General features: G+C 64.8%; 17 protein-coding genes. 10 read left to right on the forward strand and 7 right to left on the reverse strand.

Features of this window, described 5'->3' with window-relative positions; genetic code table 11:
• Positions 1 to 173: 173 nt before the first annotated feature.
• The gene (locus tag ACTJKJ_RS14415; RefSeq protein WP_343602147.1) at positions 174 to 545 is read left to right on the forward strand and encodes a YciI family protein; all 372 of its coding nucleotides are present in this window, start codon (positions 174 to 176) and stop codon (positions 543 to 545) included.
• Positions 546 to 576: 31 nt separating this feature from the next.
• Here ACTJKJ_RS14415 and ACTJKJ_RS14420 read toward each other — a convergent pair whose 3' ends face one another.
• On the reverse strand, positions 577 to 1,560 hold the full coding sequence (locus ACTJKJ_RS14420) for a LysR substrate-binding domain-containing protein (RefSeq protein ID WP_440820882.1): 984 nt from the start codon (positions 1,558 to 1,560) through the stop codon (positions 577 to 579).
• Positions 1,561 to 1,799: 239 nt separating this feature from the next.
• Between ACTJKJ_RS14420 and ACTJKJ_RS14425 the strand changes: the two genes are divergently transcribed.
• The 4 genes from ACTJKJ_RS14425 (at position 1,800) to ACTJKJ_RS14440 (ending at position 6,599) form a co-directional block, all read left to right on the forward strand.
• The gene (locus ACTJKJ_RS14425) at positions 1,800 to 2,351 is read left to right on the forward strand and encodes a 4-hydroxylaminobenzoate lyase (protein ID WP_440820883.1); all 552 of its coding nucleotides are present in this window, start codon (positions 1,800 to 1,802) and stop codon (positions 2,349 to 2,351) included.
• 390 nt (positions 2,352 to 2,741) lie between these two features.
• Positions 2,742 to 4,451, forward strand: a complete 1,710-nt coding sequence (locus ACTJKJ_RS14430) for an RICIN domain-containing protein (protein ID WP_440820884.1) — start codon at positions 2,742 to 2,744, stop codon at positions 4,449 to 4,451.
• Positions 4,452 to 4,466: 15 nt separating this feature from the next.
• A complete protein-coding gene (locus ACTJKJ_RS14435; protein WP_440820885.1) occupies positions 4,467 to 5,822 on the forward strand; it encodes a glycosyltransferase in 1,356 nt (451 codons plus the stop codon).
• Between the two features lie 129 nt (positions 5,823 to 5,951).
• Entirely contained in the window at positions 5,952 to 6,599 is a 648-nt protein-coding gene (locus ACTJKJ_RS14440; protein ID WP_440820886.1) for an MBL fold metallo-hydrolase, read from the forward strand.
• Positions 6,600 to 6,631: 32 nt separating this feature from the next.
• Here ACTJKJ_RS14440 and ACTJKJ_RS14445 read toward each other — a convergent pair whose 3' ends face one another.
• A complete protein-coding gene (locus tag ACTJKJ_RS14445; RefSeq protein WP_297381296.1) occupies positions 6,632 to 8,233 on the reverse strand; it encodes a hybrid sensor histidine kinase/response regulator in 1,602 nt (533 codons plus the stop codon).
• Positions 8,234 to 8,364: 131 nt separating this feature from the next.
• Positions 8,365 to 9,321, reverse strand: coding sequence for a M48 family metallopeptidase (locus ACTJKJ_RS14450; RefSeq protein WP_440820887.1), 957 nt, complete (start codon positions 9,319 to 9,321; stop codon positions 8,365 to 8,367).
• A gap of 35 nt (positions 9,322 to 9,356) precedes the next feature.
• Here ACTJKJ_RS14450 and ACTJKJ_RS14455 point away from each other — a divergent pair, with 35 nt between their 5' ends.
• Positions 9,357 to 9,884 carry a flavin reductase gene (locus ACTJKJ_RS14455; protein ID WP_091730566.1) on the forward strand — a complete coding sequence of 176 codons (528 nt, stop codon included), beginning with the start codon at positions 9,357 to 9,359 and terminating at the stop codon, positions 9,882 to 9,884.
• A gap of 10 nt (positions 9,885 to 9,894) precedes the next feature.
• Here the strand turns inward: ACTJKJ_RS14455 and ACTJKJ_RS14460 are convergent, their stop codons facing one another.
• Genes ACTJKJ_RS14460 through ACTJKJ_RS14470 form a run of 3 tightly spaced genes read right to left on the reverse strand, consistent with a single transcriptional unit; the run spans position 9,895 to position 12,715 of the window.
• The gene (locus tag ACTJKJ_RS14460) at positions 9,895 to 11,367 is read right to left on the reverse strand and encodes a hypothetical protein (RefSeq protein WP_440820888.1); all 1,473 of its coding nucleotides are present in this window, start codon (positions 11,365 to 11,367) and stop codon (positions 9,895 to 9,897) included.
• Positions 11,364 to 12,317, reverse strand: coding sequence for an ABC transporter ATP-binding protein (locus ACTJKJ_RS14465; protein WP_440820889.1), 954 nt, complete (start codon positions 12,315 to 12,317; stop codon positions 11,364 to 11,366). The genes ACTJKJ_RS14460 and ACTJKJ_RS14465 overlap by 4 nt, the downstream gene beginning before the upstream one ends.
• Positions 12,314 to 12,715 (reverse strand): GntR family transcriptional regulator, encoded by a 402-nt coding sequence (locus ACTJKJ_RS14470; RefSeq protein WP_091730559.1) that lies wholly within the window; start codon positions 12,713 to 12,715, stop codon positions 12,314 to 12,316. Before ACTJKJ_RS14470 ends, ACTJKJ_RS14465 begins: the two co-directional genes overlap by 4 nt.
• Before the next feature lie 389 nt (positions 12,716 to 13,104).
• On the opposite strand from ACTJKJ_RS14470, the gene ACTJKJ_RS14475 reads away from it, so the two are divergent.
• Genes ACTJKJ_RS14475 through hsdR form a run of 3 tightly spaced genes read left to right on the forward strand, consistent with a single transcriptional unit; the run spans position 13,105 to position 18,731 of the window.
• Entirely contained in the window at positions 13,105 to 14,556 is a 1,452-nt protein-coding gene (locus tag ACTJKJ_RS14475) for an N-6 DNA methylase (RefSeq protein WP_440820890.1), read from the forward strand.
• Positions 14,553 to 16,352: a restriction endonuclease subunit S gene (locus ACTJKJ_RS14480; RefSeq protein WP_440820891.1), complete on the forward strand. Its 1,800-nt coding sequence runs from the start codon at positions 14,553 to 14,555 to the stop codon at positions 16,350 to 16,352. Before ACTJKJ_RS14475 ends, ACTJKJ_RS14480 begins: the two co-directional genes overlap by 4 nt.
• 54 nt (positions 16,353 to 16,406) lie before the next feature.
• Complete coding sequence (gene hsdR / locus ACTJKJ_RS14485) at positions 16,407 to 18,731, forward strand: EcoAI/FtnUII family type I restriction enzme subunit R (RefSeq protein WP_440820892.1); 2,325 nt, start codon at positions 16,407 to 16,409, stop codon at positions 18,729 to 18,731.
• A gap of 221 nt (positions 18,732 to 18,952) precedes the next feature.
• Here hsdR and ACTJKJ_RS14490 read toward each other — a convergent pair whose 3' ends face one another.
• Entirely contained in the window at positions 18,953 to 20,626 is a 1,674-nt protein-coding gene (locus ACTJKJ_RS14490; RefSeq protein WP_440820893.1) for an anti-phage dCTP deaminase, read from the reverse strand.
• A 760-nt stretch (positions 20,627 to 21,386) separates the two neighbouring features.
• Here ACTJKJ_RS14490 and ACTJKJ_RS14495 point away from each other — a divergent pair.
• Positions 21,387 to 23,111 (forward strand): hypothetical protein, encoded by a 1,725-nt coding sequence (locus ACTJKJ_RS14495; protein ID WP_440820894.1) that lies wholly within the window; start codon positions 21,387 to 21,389, stop codon positions 23,109 to 23,111.
• Positions 23,112 to 23,227 lie beyond the last annotated feature (116 nt).

A 23,227-nucleotide genomic window follows, 5' to 3' on the forward strand; every position in this document is an offset into this window, starting at 1 on the left:
CCGGACACGAGAAGGTCGACACGATCTGCTTGTTCCATGGTCTTCTCCTGTCGGGGTGGGTGGATGAAGGTCGCCAGTCTGCAGCGGACGGGGAACGACGTCAATTTCGGCAAGATGTCGATTTCGGATGCGCCGGTTCGTCGTCCCTGCATCACCCCTCTCAAGGACTGCCCATGAAATACCTCGGCCTCGCCTACTACACCCCCGAAGCCTTCGCCGCGATGGCGCCCGAAGACGTCAAGGCCCTGGTCAGCCAGTGCCCGGCGCTGGACGAGAAGATGCGCGCCACCGGCAAGGTGCTGGTCTCCGCCTCGCTGGGCGACCTGGAAGGATGGAAGACGCTGCGCCCGCGCGGCGGCAGGACGCAGGTCACCGACGGGCCCTACACCGAGGCCAAGGAAATGGTCGGCGGCCTGTTCATCATCGAGGCGGACAGCCAGGAAGAAGCACTGCGCATCGCGTCCATGCACCCGGCCGCCACGCTGGGCGAAGAAGGCGGATGGGCGGTCGAGCTGATTCCGATGGACTTCTATCTGGGCCGCTGAGGCGACGCCACCGCGGCATCGGACGCTCCGCTCAGCGGATGACCGACGCCACCATGTCGCGCAACCAGAGATGCGCCGCCTCGTGATCGTTGCGGCGATGCCAGACGGCACTCGTCGATGAGGTGCCGCCCTCATAGGGCAAGGGCCTGGTGCGCAGCTGCCCGCCCCTGGCCAGCGCCTTGGCCAGGGTCAGGGGCACGATGGCCAGCATGTCGGTGCCTTGCAGCAGCTCCGGAATCGCCAGCGAGTGCGGCACCGTCACGCGCTGCCGCGGACGCAGTCCGGCGCCCGCCAGCGCCCCCTCCAGCGCATGACGGTTCAGCATCTCCGACTGGCGCGCCAGGCCACGCTCCAGGATGAACCCGTCGACGGCGCCTTCCTCCTGCCCGCCCACCGAGATGGTGACCAGGGGATAGGTCGCCAGGTCCTCCAGGGTGAGCTTGCGGCGAGCGCCCGGATGGTCCTTGCACAGGACCACGGCCTCCCCCTGCGACAGCAGCAGACGCGCATTCAGTCGCGGCGGGACCTTGGCGAAGATGCCGATCGCCACGTCGATCCGGCCCACGTCGATCTGCTCGGCCAGGTCCAGGCGGGTGGAGGGCCGGATCACCAGCTCGATGTCCGGCGCCGCGCGGCGCAGCTTGCGCAACAGCGGTGCCACGATGACCACCGTCGCATGATCGTTGGCGGCCAGGAAGAAGCGGCGTGTCGAGGTCTTCGGATCGAAGGGCGCGACACCCAGCGCCGCATCGATCCGGTTCAGGCAGTCGCGCAGCTCGGGCGCCATCGCATGGGCCCGCACGGTGGGGGCCATCCCCTTGCCGGTGCGCACGAACAGCTCGTCTCCGACCAGCGCCCGCAAGCGCGCCAGCGCGTGGCTCACCGCCGACTGGCTCAGGCTCAGGCGCTTCCCGGCCGCCACGAGGTTCTGCTCCTCGAAGATCGCGTCGAACACCTTCAGCAGGTTGAGATCCATCCGCGTCGCCGTCATGCCCACCTCCCACGTGAATTGCACGGCGTTCATTCTGGCATTGCAAAACAATCAGTTCCCTTCATGTCGTCGCCGCGAAATGATGCGCTCACCACACAGCGAGATGAGGTCGGGACATGGACGGGGAAAGATCCGCGTCCTGGGAACCACCGGGCCGCAGCGCTCCCGCTTCCTGCCGAGCGTGCCGACCTTCACCGAGCGGGAGGCCCAGGCGCCCATCGTTCGCGCGTTCGGTTTCCGTTCCGACGATTGACGAGGTCCCCATGATCGACGACCGAGAAGCGCTGATCCAGCGCAGCATCCCCTTCCTCGATGAAGTGAAGGACATGACCGCCGGCTCCGAGGCGGAGCGCTGGCTCAACCTGCGGTACGGCCCGAGGTCCGAGCTGTACGCCAGCCTCAGCGAGCTCGTGATGAAGGGCGTCAGGGATGGCTGGGCCGCCAACGTCGAGATCGACGGCACCCGCTACCGGCGCAGCCGCATCGCCGAGCCCACCGAGCGCACGCACTTCTTCAGCATCACCGCGGTCTACATGGACAGCATCGGCGGCGAGCAGGCTCCGCCGGAGCGCAGCTACCGCGGCCAGTACCACGCCCACCCCTACGGCGAGTTCAACATGGTGGTGCCGCTCGACGACGCCGCCGCGCTGGCGGGTCCGAACGGCTGGTGCCATGCAGGCTGGACCGCCCCCGGTCCGGGGTCGCACCACTATCCCGAGGCCAGGGGCGGACGGCTGATCGCGCTGTTCTTCCTCCCCGCGGGACGCATCGCCTACCACCCGGCGCCGACGCCTGACGACCATGAAGTCCGATAAGACCCCTCAACCCGATGCGCTGCTGCGGGCGCGACGATCCGTTCGCGCGTTCAAGCCGACCGCGGTGCCGCAGGACCCGCCGATCAGCAGGTCGTGTGCGGCATGTCGCTGGGTTATGGCGACACGGAGGCCCGCGTGAACCGGACGCAGATGCCGCGCGTGCCGGTCGACGAGTTCGTCCGCTTCGACGGGTTCGACGGGTTCGAACCTGCCGCCTCCGCGGCTTGAACCGGACCGTGTGAGCGGGCGTCCGGACATCGCGACATCGCTCGATCGACTGTTACCCGTTGGTGATGACATCCCCCTCTTCGGTCAATAGAGTCCGCGCCGTTTCAACCGGAGGCCTGCTGAATGCGCGACTCGATGATGCGGAGGGCCGCCTGTGCGGTCATGGGCTCGATTTCCGTCCTGCTGATCGCACCGGCGCTGGCAGCGGGCGCGGGCCCGGCGAGCGACTCGGTCTTCACCCTCAAGTCGGTGAGCGACGGCAGCTGTCTTGGCGTGAAGGAGTCCAGCACCGCCAGTGGCGCCAAGGTCAAGGTGCAGCGCTGCAGCGCCTCGCCGTTCCAGCGATGGAAGGCCGTGGTTGACGGCGCTGGCGACTATCAGCTCGTCAACGTCGGCAGCGGGCTCTGCCTGGACCTTCCGGGGGCCTCCACGGCGCGGGGAACGTCCATCCAGCAATGGGGTTGCGGCAACGGCGTCGCGTGGCAGACCTGGCGCTTCAATGCCGATGCCCAGGGCCGCTACGCCATCACCTCCAAGGCCAGCGGCCTGGCGCTGGACAAGGACATCTACAGCACGACCGGCAACGTCCTCCAATGGACCTATGCCGGAACGGACAACCAGCAGTGGATCGTGGGCGCCACGACCCCGCCGGCCTCCCCGCCTCCGGCCGGCCCGGTCGGCTTTGGCGCCGGCACGACCGGCGGCACCGGCGCCGAGGTCGTCACCGTCACCGCGGCGGACCAGCTCGCCTCGGCCCTGTGTGCAACCACCAGCAACGACGGTTACTGCACCGACAGCACGCCGCGGGTGATCCGCATCTCGGGCCTGCTCGACTTCCGCGGCACGAGCGGCACCACGACGGCGCCGGGCTGCGTCTATTCCGACCGCAACTGCTCGGCCAACGGCAAGTCGGAGCGGATCCTGGACTACGCGGGCTACTGCTCGGGCAGGAAGACCTTCCCCATCACCTTCGACACGGCGGGCACCTACGAGCACGCGCTGGTGGTCGGCTCCAACAAGACCGTGATCGGTGTCGGCGCGGGTTCCGGGATCGTCGGCAAGGGCCTCGCGCTCAAGGGCGGCGTGTCCAACATCATCATCCGCAACCTGTCCTTCACCGACATCAACGACGGTGTCGTCTGGGCCGGCGATGCGATCACCATCGACAACGCCAGCAGGATCTGGATCGCCAACAACCACTTCGCGCGCATCGCTCGTCACATGCTCGTGGCGGGCTGGGGCCCGGCGCGCAACGTGACGATCTCCGGCAATCACTTCGACGGCACGACGGAGTACGGCCACTTCTGCAACGGCCGGAGCTACTGGGTCATGCTGCTCGTCGGCGAGGAGCAGACCATCACGATCGCGGGCAACCGCATCCACAGCGCGTCCGGCCGCTCGCCCGAGCTGGGCGCGCCGACGGGCAAGCAGGGGGGCGTGGTCCACCTGGTCAACAACTACTACGACAACGACTACTGGCAGGGGGGCCTGACGGGCTCCAACAGCGTGGCCGCCCTGGTGGAAGGCAACTACTACGCCAAGGGCGACGCCCTGTTCCCGGTCTTCGACAACACCAAGGACAAGACCGACACGAACTCGAACTGGAACTTCGTTCCCGTCGCCGGGAACCTGGCCCGGGCCAATGCCAGCTGCTCCTCGATCCTCGGGCGCAATTGCGCCGTGAACGTGGACAACAACATCACGGACAACAAGGACGCGTGGGGCAACCCGGTCTTCCTGCTGAATCCGGCGGCGATGTCCAGGATCCAGGGCTTCAGCGGCGCGGCCAATGCCATCAAGTCCGTCACGCCGGTGGACGCGGCGACGGTGCCGAATCTGAAGTTCGGACCGCAAGCCGACATCGGTCCTTGATGGAGGTGGGACACGGTGCCCGTTGTTGTTTTCGCGTGCACGCTCGACATTCACGCTTTCGAATCACTGCTCCCATTCGCCACGACCTTGCTGCGTCGCGGTGCCCGTGTCCACTTTCTCGCCGACGCCAGCTTGCGGACACGCATTCAAGCCGCGGGGATGGAGTTCGCGCCGATGCGCGATGTCGACGACCCCGAGGATGTGGATGACGCCGGCATTCCGCGACGCACGGACGTGGCGACGCGACTCCTCGTCTTCGAACGCACGATCCGCCGCCGCCACGTGGACCGGCTGGCAGGACAGCATGCCTCGCTGCAATCCCTGCTGGCGAGCCTCTCCAGGCAGTATCCAAACGAGCCCGCGCCGGTGCTGGTCCACGACACGATGTTTCTCGGCGCATGGCCCTTGCTGCTGGGTGCGGAGGGCATCCGTCCCGCCGCGATCCTGTCCATCGGCGTCATGCCGTTGCCCGCGACCGACGAGTTTCTCGCGCCCTTCGGACTGGGGCTGCCGCCCGACAGGAGCGAGGCCGGCAGGCAGGTGTACGCCGCCATGAACGCGCAGCTGCGCGAACTGTTCTCGGGCACCCAGGCCGCGCTGGAACGGACGCTGCGTCGGTGTGGCGCGGTGCAGCCTGCGCCGTTCGTGCTGGACGGCATGCTGACGCTGCCGCACCGCTTCCTGCAGCTCAGCATCGCGCCACTGGAGCATGAGCGCGCCCATGCGCCGCCGACGCTGCGCTACATCGGCCTTGCGCCTCCCCTCCCCGGCTCGTCGTCGCTGCCCTGGTGGTGGCCCGACCTCGATACCGCGCGTCCCGTGGTCTTCGTGGACACCGGGCTGTTGCCCGGCGGCAGGCTGGATCCACTCGTGGCGACGGCGCTTTCCGCATTAAGCCGGGAGCCGGTCCTGATCGTCGTGGGCGTGGAATGGGACGCCGCGCGCTTCGGTCCTTTGCCGGTCAATGCCCGGGCAGCCGGCGAACTGCCGCCGGAGGCCCTGCTGCCGTGGGTGGACGTGATGGTGTCCGACGGCAGGTATGCGAACGTCCAGCGCGCCCTGTCGCAAGGCATTCCGGTGGTACTGGCCGCAGGGACTGAATCGGCGCGCGAGCTCGCCGCGCGCGTGACGCGGTTCGGCGCGGGCATTCACTTGCCGACGCCGGCATCCCCGGAGAGCATCCAGGCAGCCGTTCGCGCGGTGTCGGAATCCGTCAAATTCCTGGCCGCGGCTCACCGGCTGCGCGAGGCGTACCAGCACCACGATGCCCTCCAGGCCGTCGTGGCAGCGGTGGAGGATGCCGTCGCCGGAGCGCTCGGCCATGCGCCCTCGGCAGCGGCACCCGCGCAGGGGACGCCGCAGCCGCCGTGACCGGGCGCCGCCGTGCTAGAAACGCGCTGCCCGGACCTTCGACGCCCCATCGCGGCCCGGCCGGGCGGATCAGCCTGTCATTCGACCCTTTGAGGCCCGAGATCACCCGGTCTCAGCCCGCCGGACACCATGCCCCTGCGCCACCACACCGTCCCCGTCACCCCGTTCCGCCAGAACGCCTCCCTCGTCTGGTGCGACCTCACCCATGAGGCCGCCGTCATCGATCCGGGCGGCGAGGTGCCTCGGCTGCTCGCCGAGGTCGAGCGGCTCGGCCTGACGCTGAAGGCCATCTGGCTGACCCACGCCCACATCGACCACGCCGGCGGCACCGGCGAGCTCGCCCGCCTGCGCGGCCTGCCCATCATCGGCCCGCACCAGGGCGACCAGTTCTGGATCACCGCGCTGCCGCAGCAGTCGGCGATGTTCGGCTTCCCGCCGGCGGAGATGTTCACGCCGACCCGCTGGCTCGAGGACGGCGACACCGTCCAGATCGGCCAGGAAACGCTGACCGTGCGGCACTGCCCCGGCCACACGCCCGGCCACGTCGTATTCCACTCGGCGTCCGCGCAGCGCTGCTTCGTCGGCGACGTGCTCTTCGCCGGCAGCATCGGCCGCACCGACTTCCCCGGCGGCGACCACGACACGCTGATCCGCTCCATCACCGAGCGCCTCTGGCCGATGGGCGACGACACCGTCTTCGTCCCCGGTCACGGCCCCGAAAGCAGCTTCGGCGAGGAACGACGCACCAACCCGTTCGTCGGCGGCCGCTGGGGCTAAGCGGCGCCGGCCAGGCAACCCCGCGCCCGCGCTCACAGCGGCGACAGGCCGGTGTCGAGGAAGCGCGATTCCGGAAAGCCACGCAGCGCCAGCGCGGCCAGTTCGACGAGCTCCTCGAAGCTGCGCTCCTTCTGCAGCACCGCCACGCGGCCCATGCGATCGGCCGCGTCGGTCAGCTCTTCGCCGATGTAGCCGGTGGTGATGATCACCGGCACCCACGGCAGCGTCGTGCGCACGGCCGCGGCCAGTTCCAGCCCGTTCATGCCCGGCATGTTGAAGTCGGTGATCAGCAGCTGCATCGGCGTTCGCCCCTGCTCGATGTCCTTCAGGCAGTCGTCGGGCGACGCGTAGGTCCGGATGTCGTAGCCCGCCTTCTTGAGCAGCGCCTCCACCATCAGCAGCACGATCGGGTCGTCGTCCACGTAGACGACATGCTCGCCCTCGCCCGGATCGGCCACGCGGCTGAGCGCCGCGGTGTCGAGCGGCGCCGCCTCGTCGCCCACCACCGGCAGGTAGACGCAGAACTGCGTGCCCCGCCCCGGCGCCGATTGCACGTCGATGGCCCCGCCATGCGCATGCACGATGCCGTGCACGATGTGCAGGCCCAGGCCGGTGCCCTGCCCCCGTGGCTTGGTGGTGAAGAAGGGCTCGAACAGCCGCTTCGTGACGTCCTCGCTCATGCCGTGGCCGTCGTCGCGCACGCTCAGCGCCGCATAACGCGTCGGCGCGACGCGGCCGATGGCGAAGGCACGCGGTGCGTCGAAGTGCACCGCGCGCAATCCCACATGCAGATGCCCGTGCCCGCCCGGCATCGCCTGCCACGCGTTGGTGCACAGGTTCAGCACCACCTGCTGCACCTCCGCCGGATCCACCGTCGCCACGCAGTCGTCGCCATGCAGGTCGACCGTCAGCCGCACCGTGGCCGGCAAGGTCGACCGCAGCAGGCCGATGCTGTCCTCCACCAGCGGGCGCAGGCGATGCTTGGCCAGTTCCTGGCCGCTGCCCCGGGCGTAGGCGAGGATGCGCTGCACGATGTCCCGCGCGCGGTCGCCGGCGCGCTTGATCTGCTGCATGTGGCCGCGCAGCGGCGAGTTGGCCGGCAGCTCGTCCAGCATCATTCCGGCATGGCCGAGGATCGCCGCCAGGATGTTGTTGAAGTCATGCGCCACGCCACCCGCCAGCGTGCCCAGCGACTCCATGCGCTGGATGCGCACCAGCTTCTCCTCCAGGTCCACCCGCGTCAGCTCGTCGGCCTTGCGCATCGTGATGTCGATGAACAGCACCACCAGCCCGAGCTCGCAGGGGAACGCGCGGCACTCGAACCACTTGCTCAGGCGCGCATTGAATTCCTCGTAGAGATGGGCCGTGCGCGACTGCATCGCGGCGCGCGCCTCGACATCGAAGCGCGCTCCCATGACGCCGGGCAGCGACTGCCAGTAGTTGCGGCCGATCAGGGCTTCCCGCTGCCGGCCGGTGGCGCGCTCGAAGGCGACGTTGACGAACTCGATGGTCCAGTCGTGCCGCAGCAGGATCACCGCGTCGGTGACGTAGTCGAGCGCCGCGCCGACATGCGCGGCGCCATCTTCAGGTGCGGCGGATGCACCCGACCCGTGCGACGGCTCTTGACGCGGCATGAACGCCCCCCGGTGGACGAGGCGCCAGTGTGGACCTCATTCGCCGGCCCGGCAATCACCGTGCCGCCCCCTGATTCGGGAGAGGACCGATGGCATCGGGCTTTGCGCGCGCCGCGACGGCGCGCCGAGGGTCAGGATTTCGCCGGCGCGGGCGGCTGGAAGCGCTGCTCGGGCTTGGGCGCGCGGGCATACAGCCCCTGCACGCGCGGCAGCGTGCGCTCGATGTCGCGGATGCGGGTCGGGCCGGCCGGGTGCGTGGAGAGGAACTGGGGCGGCGCGCCCTTGCTCGCCTGTCCCATCTTCTGCCACAGCGTCACGCCGGCCTGGGGGTTGTAACCGGCGCGCGCGGCCAGCTCCATGCCGACCAGGTCGGCCTCGCTCTCGTCCTCGCGGCTGAAGGTCAGCGACAGCAGCTGGCCGCCGATGTTGGCGATGCCGCGGCCCATGTTGCCCAGGCCCAGCAGCGCCGCGCCGATCTCGATCGCGCCGTTGGTGGCCATGTTCTTGCCCATGCGCTCGCGGGCATGCTCGCGCAGCGCGTGCGCCATCTCGTGGCCCATGATCATCGCGACCTCGTCGTCGCTGAGCTGCAGCTGCTGCAGGATGCCGAAGTAGAAGGCGATCTTTCCGCCCGGCATGCAGAACGCGTTGAGCTCGCGGCTGCCGATGAGGTTGACCTCCCAGCGCCACTGCTGCGCGCGCGGGTTCCAGGTCGCGGCGAACGGGATGATGCGCTGCGCGATCGCGCGCAGGCGCAGCACTTGCGGATGATTGGCCGGCGCGAGCGCCTTCTGCGCCTGGGCCTGCCGCATCATCTGCGCGTACTGCTGCTGGGCGGCGGCCTCGACCTGCTCGGCCGAGACCAGCTTGGTGAAGCGGCTCTGCTTGCCGACGTCCACGCCCTCCTGCGCCCAGGCCGGCGTCAGCGCCGACACGCCGCCGGCGGCGAGCAGGCCGGTGAACAGGCGGCGGGCGGGGTGCGCGGGCGCGCGGTCCACGCCGCAGCGGCGGCAATCGCAACGGCCGAATCCGGCGGGAGCACCCGGCAGCTGCGGGTCGGCATCGGGGAGGAAGTCAGCGTCAACCATGGCGGCATTCTAGGGAGGCGACAATGCCCCCCATCATGTCCCAGCCGCCCTTGATCACGCCGTCCCCGGCCTGTGCCACCTCGCCGCTCGACCCGCAGCAGTTCCGCGCCGCGCTGGGCATGTTCGCCACCGGCGTCACGATCGTGACCGCGCGGGCGGAGGACGGGACGCTGGTGGGCCTGACGGCCAACTCCTTCAACTCGGTCTCGCTGTCGCCGCCGCTGGTGCTGTGGAGCCTGGCCCGCCGCGCGGGCTCGATGCCGGTCTTCAGCCGCGGCTCGCATTACGCGATCAACATCCTGGCCGCGGACCAGAAGGCGCTCGCGCAGCGCTTCGCCACGCGCGACATCGACCGCTTCGCCGGCGTGGCCTTCCGCGAGGGCTGCGGCGGCGCGCCGGTGCTCGAGGGCTGCGCCGCGGTCTTCGAATGCGCCAACCGCAGCCAGTACGAGGAAGGCGACCACGTCATCTTCGTCGGCGAGGTGGAGGCCTGCAGCCGCGCCGAGCAGGCGCAGCCGCTGATCTTCCACGGCGGCCGCTACTACACCGAGCTGCCGATCTGAGGCCGGGGCCTCACTCGCCCGCGTGACGGCCGACCGGCCAGAAGGGCGCCATCCGTTGCAGCGCGCGCCAGCGCCAGGCGCCCAGCGCGACGGTCACCAGGACCGATGCGGCCACCTGCCACAACGCCGGGATGTGCCAGCGATGGGTCGCCGCGATGCTGAGGCCAGTCAGCGCCACCATCAGCATCGTCAGCATCGCCACACGCGCGCCCTTGGGAAGGCCCTGGCGTGACCAGTCGCGCCAGACCAGCAGGGTGGCGGGCAGCGCCACCGCGGCGAAGTTCAAGCCCAGCAAGGGGCTGCCCCAGCCGTCGTCATGTCCAGGTGCCAGCGCCTGGATCACCAGCATCATCGCGACGCCGGCGCCCCACAGCACCAGGTGGTGGCGCAACAGCCGCAGCCCGATCACGCGGTTCATCTCGACGCCACGCGGCATGCCGGGCACCAGCGACAGCAGCGCCTGCTCGCGGCGCGTCTGGTGCAGCGTCGCGTCCAGCCCGAAGAACGGACCGATCATCGCGCTCATCAGGCCGATCGACAGGCCCGGCAGGGCCGCCCGGATCACCCGTCCGGCGCGGTCCGGCAGGAAGACCAGCAGCGCCACTTCGGCGATCAGGAAGACGACGAAGAGCAGCAGCGTCGTCGAGCCCGTGGCCGACCAGTGCTGCCCGCGCAGCGCGGCGAATTCGGCGCGCGCGGTCACGCTCGCCGTGGTCGGGCGCGCGGTGCGCAGCAGGTATTCCCGCCACAGCGGATGGGCCCATTGGAAGCACCGGCCGAGCCAGCCCAGCGGTCCGCGCGGCCAGGCCGTGGTCGCGCTGCCCTGCATCGTCATCAGGTGCTGGACGCGCTGGCGCTGAGCCCACGATTGGGCATGCGCAGCGCCGCCGGCCTGGAACAGGTGCCACAGGCCCGCGCCCAGCAACAGCAGCACCGCGCCGGTCTGGGTGAAGGGCTGGCGCGCATGCCATTCGCGCGCGATGCCCATCACCTGTAGCGCCAGTGGCAGCTCGCGCAGCGGCGGCAACGCGATCCACGGCAACACCCAGATCACCAGCCACATCACCGGCCAGCGCAGGCAGATGGCGAAGGACAGCATCAATGCTGCGGCGCCCATCGTGAACGCCAGCCCATGGTCGAAGACCAGGCCCAGCAGTCCCCCGCAGGCCGCGGCCACGCCGAAGAACACGCCCAGCGCCGACTCGCGCAGCCGCCGCAACTGACCCGGCATCAAGTGCGCCGACAGCGGATCGTTCAGGCCCAGGAGCGCATTCGCCGCCGCCCACCAGGCCAGGTGCAACGCGATGGCCAGCGTCACGCAGAAAGTGCCGGCGACGGCCAGCGGCTGGTTGCTCATCGTCGCCAGCGCGGTCGCGCCCAGCACCGGCAGGAGCAGCCACCAGACGCGCCCGACCTTGCGCCCCATCGCCCGCAGCACGGCGGCATGGCCGCCCAGGCCGGGCAGCGGCAGCGCGGCGCTCATTGCGTCAGCTCCAGGAACAGGTCCTCGAGGTTGAGCGCCTCGCAGCGCAGCACGGCGTCGGGCGCGGGGGCGTTCCCCTCGGCGAATCGCACCAGCCAGCGCGGCTGCTCGCCCAGGTCGCGCCGGCTCAGCACCTGGCCGCCATGAGCGTCGACCGCCGCCTGCAGCCGTCCCACCGGACCGGCCAGCAGCCGGACCTCGTCGGCCAGTACGTCCTGCGGCGCCTGCAGCGCGATACGACCGCGGCTGAGGAAGGCGATGTTGAAGGCCACGCGCTCGAGGTCGGACAAGATGTGCGTCGAGAACAGCACGGTGGTGCCGCGGTCGAGCACCTGGTCGACCAGCTCGCGCAGGAAGTCGCGCCGACCGACGGGATCGAGGCTGGCGACGGGCTCGTCCAGCACCAGCAGGTCGGGCTCATGCGCGAGCGCGCGGATGATCGACAGCCGCTGCTGCTGGCCTTGCGACAGCTGGCCCACGCGCCGGTCGCGCGGGATGTCCCAGCGCGACATCAGGCCGTCCACCTTCGCGTCGTTCCAACGCGGATAGAAGCTGCGGAAATAGCGCAGCAGGTCCCCGGCCTGGAAGTCCTCGAACAGCGCGGCCTGCTGCGGCACGTAGCCCAGCCGGGCGCGCAGCGCGTCGTCGGGCGACAGCGCGGGCTGGCCGAACAGCCGCACCTCGCCGGCCTGCGGCTCGCGCAGCCCGAGCAGCGTCTCCAGCAGCGTGGTCTTGCCGGCGCCATTGCGGCCCAGCAGGCCCACGACCTGACCCGGCGCGAGCGCCCAGTCCAGCCCGGCGATCACGCCCGGCTGCCCCTTGAAGTCGACCCGCAGGCCGCTCGCGCGCACCGGCGGCGCGCCGAGCGCGTCATCCGCCAGGGCCTGCGCCGAGGCACGGTCGCCCACCGACAGCGCGTGGGTCATCGCCGGTTCCATCGCTTGAGTCATCGCGTCTCTCCCTTGTCTTCCAGCAGCGTCTTGAACAGCGCCAGCACCTGCTCGGGCGGCAGCTCGAGCTGCCGCGCCTCGGCGGCCGCTTGAGCGAGCACCGGCCGCAGCAGCTCGACGCGGCCCCGCGTCTTCATCGCCTTCTGGTGCTGCGCCGCCACCACCATCGGCAGCCCGCGGCGACGCTCCACCAGCCCCTCCGCCTCCATCAGCCCGAAGGCCTTGGAGACCGTCATCGGATTCACCGCCAGCGCCTGCGCCAGCTCGCGCACCGATGGGATCTCCTGCCCGGCCACGAGCTGGCCGCTGGCGACGCGGCGGCGCAGTTGCTCGACCAACTGGCGGTAGATCGGCTCGGAAGAGCCGGGGTTGATGCTGAAGAGCAGGTCGGTGTCCATCGGGGGATCGTTGGCGCGTCGACTGGTTTCGTCGACGTGTATCGCTACAGTAATACAGCAGGGAGCAGGACGTCAACCCCGCGCTCGCGGCGCCTGCGGCGCGCTCACTGTCGAAAACCGTTCATCTCTGAACTTTATTCATTCATGTCTGAACTCTTGCAGTGGCATCGAGCGCGCCATGAGGAGGCTGGCGGCGCTTGGTGATGTGCTGCCTTCCGCGAGACTACAGGGCATTGTTCGCCACTATGCGAATTGAGCGGCGTCGGCGGGACCGCGCTTACCTGTAAAGTCACAGCTTTTGCCACGCGTGGGGCGTGATGGACCGCGGGCGGAATCCGCCATGGCAACAACAGTGTTGACGAATAGCAAGATATGAGTGGGCGAGGGTAATGTTCGAGCAGACCTTCAAGAACATCGATGACATCCTGCACAAGGATGCGGGCTGCACTAGCGAACTGGACTACACCGAGCAATCGTCTTGGCTCCTCTTCCTCAAATATTTGGAAGCGCTGGAGCAGGACAAGGCCAGCGAGGCCGAGCTGGAAGGTAGGACCTACGGCTACATCCTGAGCGAGCACTTCCGTTGGGGCAACTGGGCTGCTCCGCGCGACGCGTCGGGCGCGCTTGACCACAACGCTGCCATGACGGGTGACGATCTCCGCGAGTTCGTCAACGGCAAGCTATTCCCCTACCTGGCTGGCTTCAAGCAGCGCGCCAGCGGGCCGAACACCATCGAATACAAGATCGGTGAGGTTTTCGGTGAGATCAAGAACAAGGTGCAGAGCGGCTACAACCTGCGCGACGTGATCGACCTCGTGGACGAATTGCGCTTCCGTTCACAGACAGAAAAGCATGAGCTTTCGCATCTGTACGAAGCCAAGATCAAGAACATGGGCAACGCCGGGCGCAACGGAGGCGAGTACTACACGCCCCGCCCGCTGATCCGCGCCATGATCAAGGTGCTGGACCCGCAGATCGGCGAGCGCATCTATGACGGTGCCTGCGGCTCGGCTGGCTTTTTGTGCGAGGCTTTCGACTACCTCAGCGCTAAGGCCAAGACCACGCAAGACCTAGCCACCTTGCAGACGCGCACCTTCTACGGCAAGGAAAAGAAGAGCCTCGCCTATGTCATCGCGATCATGAACATGATCCTGCATGGTATTGAAACGCCCAATGTGATCCACACCAATACGTTGGGCGAGAACATCAATGACATCCAGGAGAAGGACCGCTATGAAGTGATCCTGGCGAATCCACCCTTCGGTGGCAAGGAACGCAAGGAAGCGCAGCAGAACTTCCCGATCAAGACAGGCGAGACGGCTTTCTTGTTCATGCAGCACTTCATCAAGTCGCTGAAGGCGGGCGGGCGCGCGGCCATCGTCATCAAAAACACGTTCCTCTCGAACACCGACAACGCTGCCACCAGCATCCGCAAGCTGCTCTTGGAAAGCTGCAATCTGCACACGGTGCTCGACATGCCCGGCGGCACCTTCCAGGGGGCCGGCGTCAAGACCGTGGTGTTGTTCTTCGAGAAGGGCGCGCCAACGCGCAAGGTTTGGTTTTACCAGCTGAATGTTGGTCGAAATATGGGGAAGACAAACCCGCTCAATGACGATGACTTATTGGACTTCGTGGCGCAGCAGAGGCGTTTTGCGGATACGGCGCAGAGCTGGTCGGTAAGCCTTGAGTGCCTCGACGCGGGTAGTTGGGATCTGTCGGTAAAGAATCCCAAAGGTAGCGCCAAAGTGGCACTGCGCGCGCCCAAAGAAATTTTGGACCAGATAGCCGCGCTGGATGCGGAGACCGCTGAGGTGTTGGCGACGATACGGGACTTGGTGTGAGTGGCAACTGGCAGTTATTGAAGCTCAGAGACGTCTGCGAACTCGTCAACGGACGTGCCTATAGCAAAGACGAGTTGCTTTCCTCCGGGAAGTACCCGGTTCTTCGGGTAGGGAACTTTTTTACCAATAAGAATTGGTACTACTCGGATCTCGAACTTCAATCAGAAAAGTATTGCGACAACGGCGACCTTCTCTACGCATGGTCAGCATCCTTCGGCCCGCGAATCTGGGAAGGCGAGAGAGCCATATTCCACTATCACATTTGGAAAGTGATTCCAGTTTCCTCTGTGGTGGTCCAGAAGTATCTGTACTACTTTTTCATGTGGGATACAGAACGAATAAAGCTGGACCAGGGAGCCGGTGCAACGATGATTCATGTTGCAAAAGGCTCGATGGAGGATCGCTCGATACCAGTGCCGCCGCTGGCAGACCAGGAGCGCATAGTAGCCATCCTCGACGAAGCCTTCGATGGCATCGCATATGCCAAGGCCAATGTCGAGCGGAGCTTGCTGAACACACGAGAACTGGTCAATAACGTCATGCACGCGACATTCGTTGGACATGGGACTGACTGGACTGAGAAAACCCTCGGGGATGTCTGCGATATCGCGTCAAAGCTGATCGACCCGCGCGATAATGACTACCTAGACTTGCCGCACATTGGCGCTGGCAATATCGAGTCGAAGTCGGGGGCGCTTGTTGACATCAAGACGGCGCGTGAAGAGCAGCTTATCTCTGGTAAGTTCCTGTTCGACGAAAGCGCTGTGCTTTACAGCAAGATTCGACCTTATCTGATGAAAGTAGTGCGCCCCGCTTTCAGTGGACTCTGCAGCGCAGACATTTATCCACTGGTTCCGAAACCGGGAGGTATTGACCGCGACTACCTCTACTACCTGTTGCTCTCTCCATCATTTACGGAATACGCAATCAAGGGTTCGGCACGCGCCGGTATGCCAAAGGTGAATCGTGATCATCTCTTCGCCTACCGTTCAAGGATGCCGCCGGTTCAGGATCAAGCGAAAGTTGCAGCCAAGCTCGATGCGTTGGTGGAAGGGACCCAAAGGCTTGTCGAAGTCTGTGAGGCGAAACAGGCCGCCCTCGGCGAACTAAAGGAATCCCTGCTCCATCAAGCCTTCAGCGGCCAACTTACATCCGCCAAGGCGGCGTCGGCCAGCGCTGCGCAGACGCTTCCAACGACATCCCCTGAGTTCTCGGCCAACGTCATAGCCCTCGCCTACGAACGGCACAAGCGGCAGCGACGCGAAAGGACTTTCGGTCACGTCAAGGAGCAGAAACTATTGCATCTGGTGGAAGCCGTCGGCAAGGTGGACCTGGGCCGTCAACCCATGAGGGATGCCGCCGGCCCGAACGATTTCCGGCACATGCTCAAGGCCGAAGAGTGGGCGAAGCAGAATGGCTTCTTTGAGATGATCCAGCGCGAAGGCGGCTACGATTTCAAGAAGCTTCCCGCCTTCGATCAATTGCTGGCCAAGGCGCCGCAGGTGCTGGGCGCGTATCTTGACCGGATCGAGTCAGTCATTGACTTGTTGGTCCCCATGGACACGGTCGATGCTGAGGTCTTGGCGACCGTGCATGCGGCATGGAACAACCTGCTTATCGATGGTGCCGAGGTCACGGATGCAGCCCTAGTCTGGGAAGCCAGGGAGGGGTGGCACGCCGGCAAGCTCGCCATTCCTGAAAGCAAGTTTCGGCAGGCGATTGCAATGATCCGATCCAAGGGTCTGGTGCCCGATGGAACCGGGAAGTACGTGGGTGGGCAAACGGCCTTGATATAACGAGCCCGAGACTGCCGATCGTTGCCGTGCTGCTTTTGGGAGGAAGCAACATCCATGAACGAAGCCGAAACACGCGCCGAACACATTGACCCCGCACTGAAGGTCGCCGGCTGGGGCGTTGTTGATGGAAGCAGAGTCCTCCGCGAGCACCGCATCACAAATGGGAGACTGCTAGGTGCGGGCAAGCGCGCCAAGGCTGACATTGCGGACTACGTGCTCGTCTATCGCAATACCAAGCTGGCGGTGATCGAAGCCAAGGCCTGGGATGAGGCCTACGCCGAAGGCGTCAGGCAAGCTAAGAGCTACGCCGCCAAGCTCGCCGTGCGCTTCACCTACGCGACCAACGGGCAGGCGATCTATGGCATCGACATGGCCACCGGCGCTGAGGGTGATGTGGCCGCCTTTCCCAGCCCCGAGGAGCTGTGGGCCAAGACCTTCGCGGTGGCCAATGCCTGGCGTGACCGCTTTGCCGCTGTGCCCTTTGAAGACAAGGGCGGTACATGGCAGGGGCGCTACTACCAGGACATTGCCATCGACCGCGTGCTCGGCGCCATCGCTGATGGACGCGACCGCATCCTGCTGACCTTGGCGACGGGCACCGGCAAGACTTTCATCGCCTTCCAACTGTCCTGGAAGTTGTTTCAGAGCCGCTGGAATCTGAACGACTGGAAGGAGGACAACGCCGACGCGCCGACGCGTCGCCCGCGCATCCTGTTTCTGGCCGACCGCAACATCCTTGCTGATCAGGCATACAACGACTTCTCAGCCTTTGCCGAAGATGCATTGGTGCGCATCGACCCGGACGCCATCCGGAAGAAGGGGCGTGTACCAAAGAACGGCAGCGTGTTCTTCACGATCTTCCAGACCTTCATGAGCGGACCCGGTGACTCACCCTACTTCGGTGACTACCTGCCCGACTTCTTCGATTTCATTGTGATCGATGAGTGTCACCGCGGCGGGGCCAAGGACGAGAGTTCATGGCGCGCGATACTGGATTACTTCGCTCCCGCCGTGCAACTCGGCCTGACTGCCACGCCCAAGCGCACGATCAATACCGACACGTACGCCTACTTCGGCGAGCCGGTGTACCAGTACTCGTTGAAGGAGGGTATCAACGATGGCTTCCTGACGCCGTTCAAGGTGCGGCAGATTGCCACCACGTTGGATGAATACGTCTACACGCCCGACGACGAAGTGATGGCCGGCGAGGTTGAGGCTGGCAAGCGCTACGAAGAGAAGGACTTCAACCGCATCATCGAGATCAAGGAACGCGAGGCCTATCGCGTGCAGTTGATGATGGGGATGATCGACCAGCGGGAGAAAACCATCGTCTTCTGCGCCACGCAGTTGCATGCCCTGGCCGTGCGCGACCTGATCAACCAGGCCAAGACCAGTGCCCAGCCGAACTACTGCGTCCGCGTGACCGCCAATGACGGCGCTCGCGGCGACCAGGACCTGCGCGACTTTCAGGACAGCGAGAAGACCATCCCGACAGTCCTGACCACCTCGCAGAAGCTGTCGACCGGCGTAAATGCACGCAACGTGCGCAACATCGTGCTGATGCGGACGGTCAATTCGATGATCGAATTCAAGCAGATCATTGGCCGGGGCACTCGGCTGTATGACGGCAAGGACTACTTTACGATCCTGGACTTCGTGAAGGCACACCACCACTTCAGCGACCCGGAGTGGGACGGCGAGCCACTGGAATCTGAACCGCCGCCGAAGCCACCACCGCAGCCGCCTGGTCCTCCGGGCCCGCCATTGCCTCCACCCCCACCTCCGCCGCCTCCGCCTGAGAAGATCAAGGTCAAACTGGCGGATGGAAAGTTCCGCCGACTGCAACACATGACGGCCACAACCTTCTGGAGTGCCGACGGCACGCTGATGTCGGCGACACAGTTTTTGGAGGTCCTGTTTGGCGTCTTGCCGGAATTCTTCAAAGACGAGGACGAGCTGCGCAGGCTTTGGAGCGCGCCGGATACTCGCAAGACGCTACTGACGGGTCTGGCGGACAAAGGATTCGGCCGGGACCAACTGACAGAGATGCAGAAGGTCATCGAAGCCGACAACAGCGACTTGTATGACGTGCTTGCGCATGTGTCGTATGGCGCCGATCCAGTGTCGCGCGCGGACCGAGCAAAGGCAGCTCGCGCTGCGGCTACGGCTGACCGCCTAACCGACAAACAGCAGGCCTTTGTCGATTTCGTACTGGCTCAGTATGTGAGGCAAGGAGTGGATGAGCTAGACGCTGAGAAGTTGTCGCCGTTGCTCAAGCTCAGATACAGCGCGATTTCAGATGCGTTTGCTGAGCTCGGGCAGCCGGATCAAGTTCGGCGCGTCTTCGTTGAGTTTCAGCGACATCTGTATGAGCGGTGAAGTCGCAGCCTGTCCCATCTATGATTCGCAACGCTGCTGGAGCAGGTCAAGCTTTCTGAAGGCTGCTGAAGTAGTTCACAGACATCTGCTTATAGACGGCTAGGTCCTTGTCGGACGCAGCCTGTTCCAACACTACGTCTGAACCGCCTTTGCTGTTACCCGTAACGCCAAGAGTGCTGACCGGGGCAACCCGACTATTGAGATCCATGAGCAGCCGCAACTCAAGCTGCTGTGTTGTTTTGTCCTGGGGCTTTGTCATCGTTGATCTCACTCGGAAGAAGACTGTGGAGCTGAAGGTCCTTGGTCTCGATTTCTGCGACTACGACCTCTTCGAGCCGAGGAATAGCCTTGAGGCTCACCTGGGTCAGGGGAGTCGCCTGTATCCGACCTTTCAATGCTAACACTCCCGCCTGCTTACGAGAGCCGCCTTCGAACATCTCGATGAAGCGCCGTGGCGCAATACCGTCGTACTGTCGTACCTGTACTTTGCCCTGCGCGTCGGTCGATTCGGTGAGCGCGTCCTCGTGGAGCCGTGTTGCCAGACTCTTGCGGTACGGCTCGATGTAGTGGACCTCCGCAATGCCTGCGGCGACAAGATGTCTGGCGCAGGAATGACAGGGGTAGGTGGTCACGTAGATGCTGCCCCCCACCACTCGGTCGCCCGCGACTCTACTTGCACCCAGGATCGCATGCATCTCAGCATGCACGGCGCGAGAAAACTCAATCAGATCCTTGACCCGGGTGTCACCAAGAATGGCCTTGATCGCCGTCTCCTTGGACTCAGCAGACAAGACGCCTCCGCTTATCAGGCTCTCGACGACCTTGTCAGCTATTGCACCCTTTTCCTCATCATTGCGGCACTTTCTTCCAGTCTGCGCGAAGCAGCGTTGGTCTTCCGCTTGAGCTTGCTCAACGATTCTTGCAGCGATCGGTTTCATGCCGTAAAGGCCGCCGCCGCTTTGCGGTACATCGTTCCATCCAACGGCTAGCAATTCGCCCGTCGAGCTTGTCACCGCGGCACCTACTTGGCGAGACATGCAAGCCGAATTTCTTGCGGCGGAGGCGGCCGCGTACATAGCACTCTCTTCAGCGGAGGGCGTGACAACTGCGGTTCTGAAAATCAGATCGAAAAAACGGCGAATCCGCTCGTTTAGCTGCCCAACCGCTCTTGGCTCTGAAGGACCAACCACTGCATGGTCAACTCGAAGGAAGAAGTCGCATCGCGGGAACGTATCCCGAACAGACTGACCGTGAGCAAATTCCTCTCCTGAGTCGGTATCAATTAACCGGCCGATTTCATCTTTTGAGAGCTTGCCCGGACGTTCCAAGTTGATCTTGCGAAGCTCAAGAGGGGAAAAGACCCCTACTGCGAATAGCGCGTCACCATAAATCAACCGCAGCAGATCTAGCTCGGCCTTGTTTTTTATCGAGTCAATGACGTGGCAAATGCGTTGGTTGCGAATCTTCTGGTCGTTCGGCTTGGCGCCCTCTGCTGCCACGTCTTCAAAGGCGCCATAGCTCTTCTTTCGGTCTGCGCCGATCTTGGCGATCGCGAGCTTTGCCAGCACGTCGCTGCCATACTGGTCACGGAGCTGATCGCCAATCTCAATGAGCGCCGTGATCTCCCGAAATTTTGAAGATGTATCAATGGCCTTGCTCACCTTCTTGGCATTCAGACGAATCAGATTGCTCAGGCGAACAGTCTCAGTCTTGTAGTTGAATTCACGCAAGGTGTTTTCAATCTGAGTGGCTGTCTCGTGGAGTGGCGAGCCAATCGGACCGCAAAGCGCAATTACCAACTCGGGGGTTAGGCTCTCAACGGCTTCCCCGGTGGCATTGACCGACATTGATTGTTTGCTTGACGCCGGAGGCGCCTCAGCGGCCAGTGCAGACATGGATCCTCCTGAACTGCGCTTCGAAGATTGTCACCATAGGAGGGCGACAAGCCGGGGCGCTTATATCGTGTGATTATTGGCGCGTGTTCCTCTAGTTCGCCCTGGGGTTGAACCTAGGGGGCTGACCCAATTCACATGAATCGACCGGCAACGCAGACCGACTGGACCGGCCTTGATGGGGCGATCAATCAAGTCCAGCGGATTCAGCAATTGAACTGAACTGTCCCTGAGGATGTGCTGCGGCGACATGTCGAGAAGACGAAGGCCAGGCTCGCAAACGCGGCGTGATTCCTCTGAACGAAGCAGGCCTGGCGCGCAGGTAGGCTCAGGATCGATTGCGGCCCATCTTGACCAAGCCCAGAGGCTCCGGAGCAGGCATGCAACACATTCGGCAGCCGCATCAAGGGAGCCGACGTGCGACATGGCGGCGGTCCACTTCCTGGGAGGGCCACGGCTGCTGCAAGACCTAACTACAGACTGACGCCGCTGCCGCATCGCATCGGAAGCGACACCAGCTCAGCGGCTGCCTAACGGCGGCAAGCGGCCCCGACCGAGCCGCCGCGGCGGCCTGTTGTTGGGAACCTCGCTTGGCGCTACCTCGGTCTCGATCTCCACCATTTCAGCGACGATAGTCTGCCGGGTCGCGGCCGCGCTCCCTGTGGCGATAGAGTGGTAGCGGTGGGTGAATCGAGGATCAACCTGCGCGGCATTCCCGCCGCTGCAACAACCATCAGTGCCGTCAGCGACTAGGGATTTCGCAATGTCCAAGAGAACCGGAAGCCGTACGACTCCGCTGCACGAGGCAGTTGAAATGGACCTCGATGCGAACTACCACGCTGTGGCTATTGCGCACCCGAACCGAGCTGTTGCCATTTGGTATTTGCTGACTGTCCTCGAGGACTCCTTCCGCGGACTCTTCACGTTGACGGACGACGAGCGTGCCCCGATCGTCGAGTTCCAGCTGGATAGCCAGAAGTACTCTGCCCGCTTCGCCCTGGATCGAATCCGTCAGGAATGCGCCGACAAGTCGAGCGCATCAACTCCAGCCAGAGTCATTCCAAAGCTGTACATCAAGACGGCAGAACTGCTTCAGGCTGGCGTGGACTTCAAGGCGGCCAACCAGCTGTGCTCTGCAGCTCACGCGGGAACGGTGCTTTTCACCGAGGGCGATCAAACGATCGACATAGTGTTCGACGACATTCACCATGACAGGCGATATGCGGCGCTCGAACTTCTTGGGCACATGCCCTTAGATGTGATCGACCATTCAGCCAACCTCTACGCCTGGGCTCGCAGGGAGGAACTCCGTCCCGCCATCGTCGAGGCTATCGCGCGCTCGACGCGAATTTCCAGTCAGAGGGTGCTCTACGCCTACGATCCTCGGCTGGCCGTGGCGCTTGCCGAGGAGATGATGCAGCCCCCATCGATGGTGCCAGAAGGTTGGCGCTTCCCCTGGGGCGGCCCATACGAGACGATCCTCCTGATCAACGCGATGTGCGTGCGTTGCATGTATCACTGGATCGCGGTTCATTTTGGGGCCGGCCTGCATGGTCTGCGCGGTGGAGGTGAAGCCAGCCTGCTGCACGTCACCACAATGCCCCAGCTAGTGGCTGATCTCGACGCAATGTGCTCCCTTGGCGAGCCGAGAATTCGCAGCTTCCTTCAGTACCTGAGCTACGGGTACGCCGCGAAAACTCCGGATCCTGCGATGCAGCCAATCGTTACGTTGACAGACGGCGCGGTGGCCGTTCCGTGCCTGCTCTATTTGTCCTCCAACTATGAAAGGAATCTGCTCGGTCTTCAGGCTCGCATCGACAGCAAAACATTCGACAGCATGAGCAAACTTTTTGAGGCAGATATGGTTCGCGACTTGCTGGAGAAGATCCGGCCGCGATGGCCACTCGCAAAGGGCAACTTGACCGTTCGTGCAGCCGGGGGTTTCGAAGAGATTGATCTGCTCGTCGCAGATCCAAGCAGTCGGACGATCCTTGTCTGCGAACTGCGTTGGATGCTCCAGCCTGGCGATCCGCGCGAGGTCCAGAACAGAAAGAACGCCTGCCGGGAAAAGGTCGGGCAGCTTGCCCGCAAGCTGCAATGGGTGCAAGCCAGAACTCGCCTTGCACTGGACGCCCTGGGTGTTGCCTCCGCCGACGCGGCCGATTGGCGGATCGATGGGGTCGTCGTGATCAAGACCTTCGGCGGCACCCTCAGCGACAACGTGAAGATACCGATCATGACTGAGCGGATCTTCATGCAAGGCATGCAGAACGCGTCGTCCTTGCGGCACTTTGCCGACTGGAGCCAGTCACTGCACTGGCTTCCGCAGGAGGGTGTGCACTTCCGGATCGTCCCGCGGGAAATGCCCCTGAGTGCACTCGGCAAACACCTTGTGGCTTTCGGCATAGAGAAATTGCTGCCCTTGCGAACCTACGTCGAATTCGTCGAGAGGTCGCTGGCAGCTCCGGACGGTAATCGTTCGGGGTGAACGCTCGACGCCCGCAGTGCGATGGTGCGAAGCGCAACCGCGCGGAAGACGCGCTTGAACCGCGCGACCGCTCTCTGGCAGACGGCTCGCGCGGTCGAAAGTCGCCATCGAGAGCC

The organism is Roseateles sp. 22389 (assembly GCF_052044995.1).
Classification (GTDB): Bacteria; Pseudomonadota; Gammaproteobacteria; order Burkholderiales; family Burkholderiaceae_C; genus Roseateles.